Origin of the sequence: Streptomyces sp. NBC_00457, from assembly GCF_036014015.1 — a bacterium.
In the GTDB taxonomy this organism is placed as follows: Bacteria; Actinomycetota; Actinomycetes; order Streptomycetales; family Streptomycetaceae; genus Streptomyces.
Genome location: NZ_CP107905.1, coordinates 4,579,641 through 4,593,782 on the forward strand (window position 1 = coordinate 4,579,641; position 14,142 = coordinate 4,593,782).

10 protein-coding genes are annotated in these 14,142 nt (G+C 68.6%); 4 read left to right on the top strand and 6 right to left on the bottom strand.

What is annotated here, in order from left to right:
- Window positions 1-4,821 carry a ricin-type beta-trefoil lectin domain protein gene (locus tag OG828_RS20570; RefSeq protein WP_328501964.1) on the bottom strand — a complete coding sequence of 1,607 codons (4,821 nt, stop codon included), beginning with the start codon at window positions 4,819-4,821 and terminating at the stop codon, window positions 1-3.
- An 833-nt stretch (window positions 4,822-5,654) separates the two neighbouring features.
- On the opposite strand from OG828_RS20570, the gene OG828_RS20575 reads away from it, so the two are divergent.
- The gene (locus OG828_RS20575; RefSeq protein WP_328501965.1) at window positions 5,655-6,314 is read left to right on the top strand and encodes a hypothetical protein; all 660 of its coding nucleotides are present in this window, start codon (window positions 5,655-5,657) and stop codon (window positions 6,312-6,314) included.
- A 48-nt stretch (window positions 6,315-6,362) separates the two neighbouring features.
- On the opposite strand, the gene OG828_RS20580 is transcribed toward OG828_RS20575, so the two are convergent.
- Both OG828_RS20580 and OG828_RS20585 read right to left on the bottom strand, forming a co-directional pair.
- Window positions 6,363-7,178, bottom strand: a complete 816-nt coding sequence (locus OG828_RS20580) for an ABC transporter permease (RefSeq protein WP_328358772.1) — start codon at window positions 7,176-7,178, stop codon at window positions 6,363-6,365.
- Complete coding sequence (locus tag OG828_RS20585; protein ID WP_328358775.1) at window positions 7,175-8,209, bottom strand: ATP-binding cassette domain-containing protein; 1,035 nt, start codon at window positions 8,207-8,209, stop codon at window positions 7,175-7,177. The genes OG828_RS20580 and OG828_RS20585 overlap by 4 nt, the downstream gene beginning before the upstream one ends.
- A gap of 221 nt (window positions 8,210-8,430) precedes the next feature.
- On the opposite strand from OG828_RS20585, the gene coaA reads away from it, so the two are divergent.
- Window positions 8,431-9,408 carry a type I pantothenate kinase gene (coaA, locus tag OG828_RS20590; protein WP_328358778.1) on the top strand — a complete coding sequence of 326 codons (978 nt, stop codon included), beginning with the start codon at window positions 8,431-8,433 and terminating at the stop codon, window positions 9,406-9,408.
- Between the two features lie 16 nt (window positions 9,409-9,424).
- Window positions 9,425-10,375 carry a DUF389 domain-containing protein gene (locus OG828_RS20595; RefSeq protein WP_328501966.1) on the top strand — a complete coding sequence of 317 codons (951 nt, stop codon included), beginning with the start codon at window positions 9,425-9,427 and terminating at the stop codon, window positions 10,373-10,375.
- Between the two features lie 14 nt (window positions 10,376-10,389).
- On the opposite strand, the gene glmM is transcribed toward OG828_RS20595, so the two are convergent.
- The 3 genes from glmM to rplM all read right to left on the bottom strand — a co-directional run bounded on the left by glmM (window position 10,390) and on the right by rplM (window position 12,942).
- On the bottom strand, window positions 10,390-11,748 hold the full coding sequence (gene glmM, locus OG828_RS20600; protein WP_328358784.1) for a phosphoglucosamine mutase: 1,359 nt from the start codon (window positions 11,746-11,748) through the stop codon (window positions 10,390-10,392).
- Window positions 11,749-11,934: 186 nt separating this feature from the next.
- Window positions 11,935-12,456 carry a 30S ribosomal protein S9 gene (gene rpsI / locus OG828_RS20605; protein WP_210572764.1) on the bottom strand — a complete coding sequence of 174 codons (522 nt, stop codon included), beginning with the start codon at window positions 12,454-12,456 and terminating at the stop codon, window positions 11,935-11,937.
- Window positions 12,457-12,498: 42 nt separating this feature from the next.
- Window positions 12,499-12,942 carry a 50S ribosomal protein L13 gene (gene rplM, locus OG828_RS20610; protein WP_328358788.1) on the bottom strand — a complete coding sequence of 148 codons (444 nt, stop codon included), beginning with the start codon at window positions 12,940-12,942 and terminating at the stop codon, window positions 12,499-12,501.
- A 296-nt stretch (window positions 12,943-13,238) separates the two neighbouring features.
- On the opposite strand from rplM, the gene OG828_RS20615 reads away from it, so the two are divergent.
- Complete coding sequence (locus OG828_RS20615) at window positions 13,239-14,135, top strand: hypothetical protein (RefSeq protein WP_328501967.1); 897 nt, start codon at window positions 13,239-13,241, stop codon at window positions 14,133-14,135.
- Window positions 14,136-14,142: the final 7 nt, after the last annotated feature.

Here is a 14,142-nt window from a genome sequence, read left to right on the forward strand (position 1 = left end):
CTACTGCTTGGGGAGCGGGTAGGACGTGAAGACGACGAACATGCTCGGCTTGTGGGGTGGGCTCGCGGTCTTCGGTACGTACTTCAGCACGACGCGCACCTTGTTGCCCGCTGCTTCTCCCGCCTGGCTGCCGTTCTTCCTCCACACGTGCCCGAGTGATCCCTCATCCCTGAGCTCCCAGTCAAAGGGGAGAGTGTCCCTCTTCGCGTCGAATGGGCGCTTGTTCATGGATTGCTTGCGCTTCCACGTCGCCAGCCGATCCGCATTGCGCGGATCCTTGACCCACTGATCGAACGCCTTCTTGACGGCACGAGCAGCCGTCGCCTCATCGGTCCACTTCCCCGCGATGCCGTCCTTCTGGGCCTTGGCGTGCATCGCGGCGGCGTCGGGGCGGACGTGCTGCTCCAGCGTATGCGCCCCATGGAGACCTTCGTCACCGATGATGTCGGTGCAGTTGTGGACCAGAACGTCCTGCGACTGCTCGCCCTCGGGGCGGACGTAGAACGTGTGCAGTCCGGCGACGGTGAGGTCGTACACCTTCCGGGGCGCCAGACCGGGGCGGTCACGCAGGGCGGTGACGGTCTGTTCCGTCCCGTCCGGGCTGCGCAGCCGGTCCCCGACTCGCAGTTCGGAGACCATGGTCCAGCCACGGCCGACGACGAAGACCCGGTGCCCGGTCGTGCTGGTCAGCAGGCCGCCGGTCACGGTGATGTCGACCAGGTGCTCGGTGTCGTGCCGGAAGGTGTCCGTCACCGTCTTGGCCCGAAGCAGCCCGGTCCCGGGGTCGGCGGCCAGCACCAGGTCACCCTCGTGCACATCACGGATGGCCTTGTGGGTTCCGTCGGCCATCAGTACCCGAGTGTCTCCGGGGAAGCTGTTGACCTTGCAGGAGGTCACTACGTCTTCGTAGACGTTGACCGTGTCCTCGATCTTGGCCAGCGTCGCCGGGTCCAGGTCAAGGGCCTTGAGGGCCTTGAACGCATCACGGACTCCGACGCCGGTCCGCATGGCGGCGTCCAGAGCGCGGATCCCTTCGAAGACCTTGCCGAACGCCTTGCCGGGGATGAAGTTGCTCAGGGCCCAGGCGCAGCCGCTGGCGCTGCCGTGCCAGCAGTCGACGAAGTCCTGGACCAGGACCGCCTTGATGAGCTTGTAGGTGAGGGTCTGCTGGATGAGTTCCAGCTTGGAGAAGTACTGGGTGACGTCCTTCTTCAGACCTGGGATGCGCTTGCTTTCGATGAGCAGCGTGTCCGCCGACGGGCAGCCGCCGGCGCTTGCCGTCGCGTCGGGGTCGGTGCAGAGGAAGAAGTCGACCACCGCGCTGAAGGTGACCGTGAACGTGGTGGTGCAGCCTTCGAAGCCGACCGTGATTTCGCAGGGGGCGTGCTGCTTGGCGTCGGTGATCTCGATGGTGTCCTCGTCGACGACGTACCACGTGCCGCCGACTCCGGTGCCCGCGCCGGTCGAGACCTGCTTGTTCGCGGCGTTGCGTGCCGCTTCCTCGGCTGCCTTCTGTGCCTCCTTGGCGTACTTCAGCGCGTCCTTGGCGGCCTGTTCGGCTTCGGTGGCGGCGGCGTCGGCGCGGTCGGCGGCCGCGCGTGCGTCCTTGGCGGACTGCTCGGCCGCGGCTGCGGCGGCGCGTGCGGCCTGGGCGTCGAGGGCGGCCTGGTCGGCGGAGGCGCGGGCGTCCTTGGCGTGGCCTTCGGCCCGGCCTGCGGCCTTGTCGGCGGCTTCGGCGTCCACGGTGGCCTGGCGGTCGTACTCGACGGTGCGGGCCAGTGATGCCGACGCCTTTGCAGCAGCCTTGGCGGCGTCGGCCGCGTAACCGAGGGCCTCCTTGGAGTAGGTGCGGGCGTCCGCCGCGTGTCCGGCCGCGTTGGCCGCGTGTTGGTAGGCGATCTTCGCGTCGCCCTTCGCCTGGTCGGCGAGGTTCTTGGCCGCGGAGGCTTCGGCCTGCGCGTTCTTGGCGTGGGCCTCGGCGACGGCCTGCTGCTGGTCGGCGATCGACTTCGACGCCTGTCCGGTCAGCACGACCAGGCCGGCGGCCGAGTCGGTGTTCACGTAGGGGGAGCCGAGTTCGATCGCGTCGTTGGCCGGCTTGGCGGCCTGGGCGGCGGCGCTGCCCGCGTCGACCGCTGCCTGCGCGGTGACGTAGGCGAAGCCCGCGGCCTTCGCCGAGGCGGCCAGGGCCTTGGCGGCCTCCTTGTTCGCCTCGTCCGCCTGGGATTTGGCGGTCTTGGCCAGCTTCTCCGCTTCGTCCGCCAGCTCGACGGCCGTCTTGGCCTCGGCGGAGGCGTGCTGGGACGCCTTGATGGCGTCGGCCACGGCGCTGGTCGCGGTCGCGACGGCGGCGTCGGCCCTCAGCTTGGCGGCCTGAGCGGCGTCCGCGTTCGCACGGGACCGCTTGGCGGCCGCTTCGGCGCGAGTGGCCGCGGCATCCGCCTCGGCTGCCGCATCGGTCGCGGCATCCGCCTCACCCCGGGCCCGACCCGCGGCAGCCTCGGCATCGTCCGCGTACTTGTTCGCGGCGTCCGCTGCTGCCCTGGACTCCTGGGCGTTGCTGTCGGACTCGTGAGCCTGGGCGAACGCCTCCTTGGCGTCCGCCTTTGCGCGGGAGGCGTGGGCCTTCTGCTCGGCGTCCCACGCGTCGTCCCGCAGGTCGCGAGCCTTGTCGCGGGCCTTGACCGCGTCGTTCTTCCGCGCGACCGCGGTCCCCTCGGCGGCCTCGGCCTTCTCCTTGGCGTCCTGCGCGGTCGCCGCCTCCGCCTGCGCGTTCTTCTTGTGCTGAGCCGCTTCGCCTTGCTTGGCGGCAGCGGTCTCCTTCTCCGCCTTGGCCGTCTTCTCCTCAGCCTCGGCCGCGAGCCGCTTGGCGTGCGCGTCGGCGGCAGCCGCCTTCGCGTCCGCTTCCGCCTTCAGCGCGACGACGAGCTTGGCCTCCGCGGTCTCCTTGTCCTTCTTGGCGTTGTCCCGGTGCAGCTTGGCCGCGTCCGCCGCGGCCTTCGCCTGCAACTCGGCCGTGCGCGCGGCCTCCTTACGGAACTCCGCGTTGACCTGCGCGGCCTGCGCCAGCGCACGCTGCGTGATCGTCTCGCTGTCACCGGCAGAGGCACGGGTTGCGGCCTCGGCGGTCTCAGCGGCTTTCACCATCGCTGTCAGCGCCGCCACGGACCCCTTGGTGACCTGCGCCTTCTGCTGACCGACCAGAAGCCCACGGCCCCGCGGCGCGCCGGCGGCATCCGCGATACCGTACGCAGCCTGCTCAGCGGTATCAGACGCGGTGGCCGACTTCTTGGCGTTCTCCAACTGGGTCTTGAGTGCGGCCAGCTGCTTCTTCGACGCCGTCTGAGCGTCGGTGACGACCTTCTTCGCCTTGTCGAACTCCGCCTTTTCCGGGTACAAGGGGCTGTCCGTGCCCTGGTGACCGGACGGCTTGATCAGGAACTTCTGCGAGCCGGCGTTCTTGCAGTCCAACAGCCGCGCGTCCGTGCTCTTGGTGAACGCGCTCAGGTCCAGACACTTGCCCGTGCTCACGCTCTTCAGGGGCGCGGTGGCGCGGACGTCGCCCTTCCACGACTGCCCCTCCGACTTGTAGCAGTCGTAGATCTGGATCTTCGTGCCGTTCGCCGACGCGTTCCCGGCCACGTCCAGGCACCTTTGCGAGCCGACATTACGCAGGCGAAGGTCGTCCTCGCTGCCCTCGAGCGTCCACTGCTGGCCCGCGCCGCCGTTGCAGGTGTAGATCTGAACGGGCGTGCCGTTGGTCTTGCCACCGCCCGCGACGTCCAGGCAGCTGCCCCTCGCGCCCGGCACCTCGATAGCCACATGGCTGTCGCCGATCCATCCCAGCCCGCCGGCGGACCAGTAGTCCTGCCAACGGGTGGAGTAGTCGGCGAGCCACGACTGGCCGAGGACCTGGCCCAGGGTGAAGGTGCCGTCCTGCAATGCCTTCGTGGCGGTGACGTTGTTGGCGAGGATCTGCTGCCGCTGCGTGGCCTGCGCGGCGATCTCCTGCTGCCACTCGGCGGACGCCTGCGCCACCTCCTTGCCGAGCACCCGGTTCGGGTCGATCGGGGCGTGCCACGCACACGACGCGAAGCGGGCCTTCAAGTCCTCGACCGCGATGCGGAACTCCGGGGTTTCCGGAGCCGGGGCCGTGCGAGGGAAGCCGCCCGAAGACAGGAAGATACGGGCGTCATCGGCGAACACCCTGGGAACGAACAGCTCATTGGGTTCGATCTTCCCGGAGTTCTTCTTCCACAGCTTCCACGCCTGCTGCTCCTCCGGCGTGCCCCCAGTGGTGTACAGGGGGTCGCCGACCGCGAGCGCGGCGGCCTTCGTCTTGTCGTCGGCGGTGGGCGACGGATCGTAGAACGGGGAGAACAAGTCGACCGACTTGAAGTACGACTGGTACAGCCACGGAAGCAGGCCGGTCTTGTCGTAGATCTCGCTGGCTCCGCGCGGTTCGTCAGGGTAGGACGTCAGACCGCTGACGGCGGTTGAGAACGCACGCTCCTGGTCATTCGCCTTCTTGACCCACTGGTCGCTGCTGGCACTGTCCGCGTAAGAGGCCTGGTGCAGGGGGGAGTTGTTGTCGGAGAGATCCCGCTTGAGCTTCTGGTGGAGCTGATCGGGCGGCAGCACGAGAGCGTTCTGTGCGAGGGCGAACAGGTTGGGCCCGCCCTTGCGCAGGGCATCAGCGGCCACACACTGATCTTCCCTCAGCTGCTCAGCCGCTTTGGTGTCGAAGCCGTCGTACGAGTCGCTCGCCGCGGCGACGGGCTGCTCGGCACCCCGGCCGAGCTGGCCGGGCTGTACGGCCAAGCCACCGAGGACGGCCAGAGCCGCTACGGACGTGACGGCAGAGGTGAACGCTGCGGATGTTCGTGATCTGGAGTTGAACAACCCCGGTCTGAATCGCAAGGCGGCATCTTTCGTAGTGAGTGAGGGCAGGCAGGGGTGACCGCCCCAAGAGGCGGTGGGATTCACGCGGGGTCAGCCCGCCGTTCCGGCGCGGGAACAGGGGCAACAGACAGCAGCGACCACGTAGGCGTTCACAACGAGCCGGTATCGCGGCATGACGAAGCATTCCCCCCATGGCGGCACAGTCCCATCGGCCACCGAATGACGTGCGCGCGTCACGGCGCGGGGTGGTCAAGCCCCTCATGCAAGCGCGCGGCGTTCACCTTAGCCCTGGGCCAACCGGGGGCGGCAAGCGCAGATCTCGACGTCCGGGCTGCAGAACCGGACGTCGCATGCAGGGCTGTTCACGGCACGGAACGTGCAAACTCCGTGCTCACGCCAGGAGTTATCTGTGTGAGACCTGTAAAGAAATGGCGCAGACGGCGAATACTCTCCGCCACTAAAATGACCGGAAATCGCCTGATCATCGACATGCCCGGTCACACCGCGAGGGGCTCTCCGCGAGGCGCCTACCCGGCGCTCAGGACAGGCCAACGGCTAAAACACCAGCGCATCGCATCCCCTCCGTCCACTTGGAGACCATGGCCCGCCACCCGAAGCCAGGGCTCGCCGCCAGCAGCTGCAGCTTCACCACATGCCGCAGACCCAGGAAGGTCGGATCGCTCGACGACGTGTGGTTGTTGGCCGTCCTCGACGCCCCCCAGCCCGACGCCTGGAACTGATTGACTGTCCGGATGCGCAAGGGACTGGTCGTCACGCTGCTCTGGCTGGCCGCCGGGGTGACGGCGTGGCAGCTCCTCCAGGAGCCCGGCACTCAGCTGGAAGGCAGGGTCCTGCTCGCCGTGGTGATCGGCGTTGCCGCCGCGCTCCTGATCCCGGGGATGTTCTTCTCCGTCAACGGCGAGGTCATAGAGGTGCGCGGGGCACCGCGCCTCGTCCTCTTCCACGCGGCCGCCCTGCTGATCGTGGCGACCTTGGCCTTCATGGGGTACCTCGAGCGTGGTGAAGGGGAGTACATCTGGAAGTACGGCGAGCCGAGGACCATCAGCGTGCCCAAGCGCTGGACCTGCAAGATGGGCGCCGGCGAGTGCCACGGCTCCTGGGAGGCGCTCGGATCCGACGACCGTACGCAACAGGGCACGGTCCACATCTGGCGCGACGACTTCGACAGGTACGGCCTGCGCGGCCCGCTCCCCGCGGGCGAGGAGGACGACACCGCGGAGTTCGAAGGGCGGGCCCTGGGCGACGAGGCCGCCACCTCCGGATACGCCGACCAGCACAGGGAGGCGGTCGTCCTCGGCCGGATCCCCGCGGTAGTCGGCTGGGTCGCGGGCGGCCTCGGGATCATCCTGGCGTTCTACTCCACGGCCCCCGGCAGGACTCCCCGCCGGTGACTCCGAGCAACCCCACGCGACGGACCCCACCCACCATCCCGCCCGGCCTCAGGTCTTCGCCCGATAAGCCCTCATCGCCAACGGATAGAAGACAAGCGCGATCCCCGCAGCCCACACCAACGACCACATCACCGGCTCCGCCACCGCCCCGCCCAGCAGCAACCCCCGGAACGCGTCGGACAGATGCGTCACGGGATTGACGTCGCTGAAGGCCTGGAGCCAGCCGGGCATGGTGTCGACGACGACGAAGGCGCTGCTGGTGAAGGTGATGGGGAAGATGAGGGTGAAGGCGAAGGCCTGTACCTTCTCCGCGTCGCCGGCCAGCATCCCGATCAGCACCGCGCTCCAGGAGACGGCCGCGGCGAAGACGACCAGCAGCAGGATGCCGAGCAGGAATCCGTCGAAGCCGCCGGTTATCCGGAAACCGAGCAACAGGCCCAGGCCGATCATCAGCAGCATCGCCCAGACGTGCTTGGCGAGGTCCGCGGTGATCCGCCCGATGAGCGGGGCGGAACGGGCTATCGGCAGGCTGCGCAGGCGGTCGAAGACGCCCTTCGTGAGGTCCGTGTTGAGTGCCATGGCCGTGTACATGGTCATGAACAGGGTGTTCTGCACGATGATCCCGGGCAGCGCGTACTTCAGATACGCCTCGGGCGATCCGGCCATCTGCCCGCCCAGCACATAGGTGAAGAGGAACACGAACATGATCGGCGTGATGCTGTAGTCGACCAGTTCGAGCGGGTTGTGCTTGACGGCGACCAGGCTCCGCCAGGCCATCGTGAAGGTCTGCTGGATGCCGGCCAGGGGCCGCACGCGGCCCGATGCCGTGATCGGGGCGGCGGCAGTGGCACTGGTCGCGGTCATGACCGGCTCACCGCCTCCGCCTTCTCCCGCTCCGCCTCGGAGTCTCGTACGGCCGCACCGCCGTCGCCCTCCGGATCGCCCGGCTCTCCCGGGTCTCCTGGCTCGGCACGGTGGCCCGTCAGCGCCAGGAACACTTCGTCCAGCGAGGAGCGGCGCAGCGCCAGTTCGCCCACCGCGATGCCCTCGCGGTCGAGCGTGCGTACCACGGCCGGCATGAGCTGGGGGTCGTTGACCGGGGCCGTGATCGTCTCGCCCTCGATCTGGGTCTGCGGCCCGGCCGCCTGGGCGACCAGGCGATGCGCCCGCGCGAGGTCCTGCGCCAGCACCGGCCGCAGTTGCAGCACCTGCCCGCCGACCTGCGACTTCAGCTGGTCCGGGGTGCCCTCGGCGATCACCCGGCCCTTGTCGATCACCACGATGTCGTCGGCGAGCACATCGGCCTCGTTCAGATACTGCGTGGTCAGCAGGGCGGTCGCGCCGTCCGCGACCAGGCCCCGCAGCAGGTTCCAGAGCTCACCGCGGCTGTGCGGGTCCAGGCCGGTGGTCGGCTCGTCGAGGAAGAGGATGCTGGGCCGGCCCACCAGGCTGGCCGCGAGGTCGAGGCGCCTGCGCATGCCGCCGGAGAAGGTCTTCACGGCCCGTCCGGCCGCGTCCGTCAGCTGAAAGCGCTCCAGCAGCTCACCCGCCCTCGCCTTGGCCTCCCGCCGCGGCAGACCGAGCAGTCGGCCGATGAGCAGCAGGTTCTCCGTACCGGTCAGGTTCTCGTCCACCGCCGCGTACTGCCCGGTCAGCCCGACGAGAGCGCGGACGACCCCGGCGTCCCGGACCACGTCATGACCGGCCACATGGGCCCGGCCGGCGTCGGGACGCAGCAGGGTCGCGAAGATCCGCACAGCGGTCGTCTTCCCCGCGCCGTTGGGACCGAGCAGCCCGAGCACCGAGCCCTTACGGGCCCCCAGATCGACCCCGGCCAGCGCCTCGGTCTCCTTGAACCGTTTGACCAGGCCTTCCGCCTCAATCGCATAGGTCATGGGTCACCCCTCGACGTTCGTCACCCCTCGCTGTTCATGAGCCCGGGCCTGGGCGATCATGGATCCTGGCGCGGGCCCGCCTTTCCCACAACTGTGACGCACGCCACTGACATTCCCCGTCTTGCCCGGATTCGCCCCGAAAGCCGACCGCGTGACGGACCCCACCCCGCCGACCGTTCGTACTCCCGTAACAATGGACTGTGATCTCTCCGGTCTCCCCGATGCCCCGGAGCGCCCACCGGCACAGGCCGGAGGCGACTCCCTACGTCGACCTCACCCGCACGGAGTGGAGCGCGCTGCGCGACAAGACGCCGCTCCCCCTCACCGCCGAGGAGGTCGAGAAGCTGCGCGGCCTCGGCGATGTCATCGACCTCGACGAGGTGCGGGACATCTACCTCCCGCTGTCCCGGCTCCTCAACCTCTACATCGGCGCCACCGACGGCCTCCGCGGCGCCCTGAACACCTTCCTCGGTGACACCGGCGAGAAGGGCTCCCAGTCCGGCACCCCGTTCGTCATAGGCGTCGCCGGATCGGTCGCCGTAGGAAAGTCCACGGTCGCCCGCCTCCTCCAGGCCCTGCTCTCCCGCTGGCCCGAGCACCCGCGCGTGGAGCTGGTCACCACGGACGGATTCCTCCTGCCCACCAAGGAGTTGGAGGCCCGCGGCCTGATGTCGCGAAAGGGCTTCCCCGAGTCGTACGACCGCCGCGCGCTCACCCGTTTCGTCGCCGACATCAAGGCGGGCAAGGACGAGGTCACGGCCCCCGTCTACTCCCACCTGATCTACGACATCGTCCCGGACCAGAAGCTCACCGTGCGCCGCCCGGACATCCTGATCGTCGAGGGCCTGAACGTCCTGCAGCCCGCCCTCCCCGGCAAGGACGGCCGCACCCGCGTCGGTCTCGCCGACTACTTCGACTTCAGCGTGTACGTCGACGCCCGCCCCGAGGACATCGAGCGCTGGTACCTGAACCGGTTCCGCAAACTCCGCGACACCGCCTTCCAGAACCCGTCCTCGTACTTCCGCAAGTACACCCAGGTCTCCGAGGAGGAGGCCCTCGACTACGCCCGCACCACCTGGCGCACGATCAACAGGCCGAACCTCGTCGAGAACGTGGCCCCCACCCGCGGCCGCGCCACCCTGATCATCCGCAAGGGCCCCGACCACAAGGTGCAGCGGCTCAGTCTGCGCAAGCTGTGACCGCTACCCTGCCCCCATGCTGCACCTCCGCCTGATCACCCCGGCCGGCAAGACCGACGACGTGGTCTGCCTGATCGAGAACACGGTCGGCACCACCCACCTCGTGGTGCTGCCGGGCGCCGCCCGCAACCCCGCGGGGGACGTGGTGATGTGCGACGTGGCGCGCGAGGCGGGCGACGAACTCATCGGCGCCCTACGGGAGTTGAACCTGGACGAGACGGGTTCCATCGCCGTCGAGAACATCGACCTGTCACTGTCCAAGCGCGCCGACAAGGCCGCGGAGGAGGCACCCGGCGAGGGCGCGGACGCGGTCCTGTGGGAGCACCTGGCGGACGCGACGCACGAGGAGTCGACGCTGTCGATCACCTACGTCGCCTTCATCACGCTCGCCACGATGATCGCGGCCTGCGGTGTCGTCCTCGACAACGCCATCCTGATCGTGGGCGCGATGGCGGTCGGCCCGGAGTTCGGCCCCCTGGCCGGCTTCTCCACGGCGATCGTCCAGCGCCATCCCCGCCTCGCGTTGCGCTCACTGATCGCGCTTCTGGTCGGCTTCGCGGTGGCGATGGCGGTGACCGTCGCCTTCAGCCTCTTCATGGACTCGATCGGAGAGTTCACGCGGGAGCAGTTGGATGCCACACGGCCCAACACGGCCTTCATCTACGCCCCCGACGAGTTCTCCTTCATCGTGGCGGTCCTGGCCGGTATCGCGGGCACCCTGTCCCTCACCTCAGCCAAGTCGGGCGCCCTGGTGGGCGTGGCCATCTCCGTGACCACAGTCCCCGCGGCAGCCAACGCGGCGGTCGCCCTGAGCTACGGCGACACCAAGCAGACCTGGGGCTCCACCGAGCAACTCCTGCTCAACCTGCTGGGCATCCTCCTCGCCGGAACGCTCACGCTCCTGGCCCAGAAGTGGCTCTGGGCCGGGCAGCGCGAACGTACCGCCAAAGCAGGAAGGCCGTTCTGACGGAGCCGGCCGTACTACCCGAGCGCCGACTTCACCGCATCCGCAAGCCGCCCGGCCACGGACCGAGCCTGCTCGATATCCGCCGCCTCGACCATCACCCGCACCAACGGCTCAGTCCCCGACGGCCGGAGCAACACCCGCCCCGTCGCCCCCAGTTCCCGCTCCGCCTCAGCCACGGCAACCGCGAGCTCGGCCGAGTCCCCGACACGGGCCCTGTCGACATCCGGCACATTGACGAGCACCTGAGGCAACCGCTCCATCACAGAAGCAAGATCCCGCAGCGTACGACCCGTCTCCGCGACCCGCGCCGCCAGCAACAGCCCGGTCAACGTCCCGTCACCGGTCGTCGCGTGGTCGAGGATGATGACGTGCCCGGACTGCTCGCCGCCGAGGGCGTAGTCGTGCTCCTTCATCTCCTCCAGCACATACCGGTCCCCGACGGCCGTCTGAATGAGCGTCAACCCCTCGCGCTCCATGGCCAGTTTGAACCCGAGATTGGACATCACCGTCGCCACCACCGTCTCGGCACGCAGCGCGGAGCGTTCCCGCATCGCCAGCGCGAGCACGGCCAGGATCTGGTCGCCGTCCACCTCCGCACCGGTGTGGTCGACGGCGAGACACCGGTCGGCGTCACCGTCGTGCGCGATACCGAGATGCGCGCCGTGCTCGACGACGGCCGTCTGCAGCAAACCCAGATGCGTGGAGCCACAGCCGTCGTTGATGTTGAGCCCGTCCGGCTCGGCACCGATCGTGATGACCTCCGCACCGGCCCGCGAGAACGCCTCCGGCGAGACCCGCGCCGCGGCACCGTGCGCCTCGTCGAGGACGACCTTCAGCCCGTCGAGACGGTTCGGGAGGACGGAGACGAGGTGGGTGACGTACTGCTCGAAGCCCTCGTCGTACGACGTCACCCGCCCGACGCCCGCACCCGTGGGCCGGTTCCACGGAGCGCCCGTCCGGTGCTCCTCGTAGACCGCCTCGATACGGTCCTCCAGCTCGTCGGCGAGCTTGTGGCCGCCGCGGGCGAAGAACTTGACGCCGTTGTCGGGCATGGCGTTGTGGCTGGCGGAGAGCATCACGCCGAGGTCCGCGCCGAGCGCGCCGGTGAGGTGGGCGACCGCGGGGGTCGGCAGCACACCGACGCGCAGCACGTCCACACCCGCGCTGGCCAGGCCCGCGACCACGGCGGCCTCCAGGAACTCCCCGGACGCGCGCGGGTCACGGCCGACCACGGCGGTCGGCCGGTGCCCCGCGAACGTGCCCGCCTCGGCCAGTACATGCGCCGCGGCGACGGAGAGGCCGAGTGCCAACTCGGCCGTCAGATCCGCGTTGGCGACACCGCGCACGCCGTCTGTGCCGAAGAGTCGTCCCACTTGTCCTCCTGATAAAGCGTCACTTTCGGAGATCAGGCGATCACACAAGTCCTTGAACGTCTTGTGCCGTTATACGCCCTTGGCTGTGATAAACGAACGCCCCGACGGCACTGTGGCGTGCCGCCGGGGCGTTCGGACGTACTGCGTACTGCTGGTAGTACCGCGAGTACGAGCAGGCAGCGAAGCTTAGCGCTTGCTGTACTGCGGAGCCTTGCGGGCCTTCTTCAGACCGGCCTTCTTGCGCTCGACCGCACGGTCGTCGCGACGGAGGAAGCCGGCCTTCTTGAGGGCGCCGCGGTTGTTGTCCACGTCGGCCTCGTTCAGCGCGCGGGCCACACCGAGGCGCAGGGCGCCGGCCTGGCCGGAGACACCGCCACCCGCGATGCGGGCGACGACGTCGTAACGGCCTTCGAGCTCGAGCACCTTGAAGGGCTCGTTGACTTCCTGCTGGTGCACCTTGTTCGGGAAGTAGTCCTCGAGGGTGCGACCGTTGATCTTCCACTTGCCGGTGCCCGGGACGATCCGGACGCGGGCGATGGCGTTCTTGCGGCGGCCCAGGCCGGCGGCCGGCTGGGGGTCGCCGAAGCGGGACGCCAGCGACTCCGAGGTGTACTCGCCCTCGACGGGGACCTCGGACTCGGTGGTGTAGCTCTCGATGTCGACGATCTCTTCGCCCTCGACGGGCGTCTCGACGGTGGTCTCGGCCACGATTCTCCTCAGATTCTCTTCAGTCTTAGGGGGTGGCCGGACTTACTGCGCGACCTGGGTGATCTCGAACGGAACCGGCTGCTGGGCAGCGTGCGGGTGGTTCTCGCCCGAGTAGACCTTCAGCTTCGTGAGCATCTGACGGCCCAGGGTGTTCTTGGGGATCATGCCCTTGATGGCCTTCTCGACGGCCTTCTCGGGGTTCTTCGCCAGCAGCTCGTCGTAACGGACGGAGCGCAGACCACCCGGGTAACCGGAGTGGCGGTACGCCAGCTTCTGGGTCTTCTTGTTGCCGGACAGGTGGACCTTGTCGGCGTTGATGATGATGACGAAGTCGCCCATGTCCATGTGCGGGGCATAGATCGGCTTGTGCTTGCCACGGAGGAGGTTCGCAGCGGTGGTAGCCAGACGGCCCAGGACGACGTCCTGGGCGTCAATGACGTGCCACTGGCGAGTCACATCGCCGGGCTTGGGGCTGTACGTACGCACTTCGTAGCCTTCGCTTCTTCAGTGGAATGGTCCTGACACATGGCATCACTGAAGCGATCGTGCAGCTGGGGACGACAATGCCGGGAACGTTGCCCGTATGCCGCCCACTGGTAACTGCTCCAGGGAACCTACGTAAGGGCCTCTCGCGTGAGAACGACTAAGCCGATACGCATAACGAACTTGAAGAGTACCCGCGCCGCCCCGGATGGGTCAAAACGACGTCGCGGCCACCGGCGCCACCGTGACCTGTGAGACAGGCGGGCACACAGGTTGCCGCCCCGTCTAAGATGCGCCCCATGAGCTTTGGGCAGGGGGGTCCTCAGTCCCAGTGGGACCCCTGGAAACCGAATTCGCAGCAGCAGCCGTGGAGCAGCAGCAGCGGCGACGGCGAGACTCCGGACTGGGCCGCTCTCGCCGAAGCGTCGGAGACCCGCAACAAACGCCGCCGACTGCTGCTCGTCGGCGGCGGCGCGCTGGCCACCGTGGCGATAGGTGCCGCTGTCGCCGTGGCCGTGGTGTCGGCGAACGGTGACAGCGAGGCGTCCGGCAACCCGTCCTCCCAGCTGCCGTCGACCGCGGACATCCCGAGCGCGTCCGGCGGCGCGGACCCGTCCTTCGCGCCGACCACCGCGCCGCCGCCGCTGGACCCCAAGGACTTCGTGGCCAGCGTGAAGAAGGACAAGGCCGCGCTCAGCCCGGAGATCCTCTTCCCGGGCACGCAGCTGACCATGGGCGAGACCCTGTACAAGAAGGGTCCGACGGCCGACACGAAGAACTGCGCCTCGGCCGCCAACCCCCAGGGCACCCTCGGCAGGGTCCTCAAGGCCAACGACTGCACCCGCTTCCTGCGCGTCACCTACACCAGGAGCGGCATCGCGGTGACGGTCGGCGTGGCCGTCTTCAACACCGAGGCACAGGCGACGAAGACCAAGGGACAGGCCGACAGCAAGAGCGTCGTCGCGTCCCTGTCCGGCGGCGGCGTCAAGCCCTTCTGCAATGGCCCCACCTGCCGCACGACCACCAACTCCTATGGCCGTTACGCCTACTTCACCGTCGCCGGCTTCATCAACGGCAACGACGTCACGGACAAGAGCACCGAGGTCTTCAGCTCGGGCGACGACCTCCAGGAGTTCACGTTCCGCCAGATCCGCCGGCGCGGCGAGGCCCAGGCGTCAGCGGCGGCGAACGAGTAACGAGCAG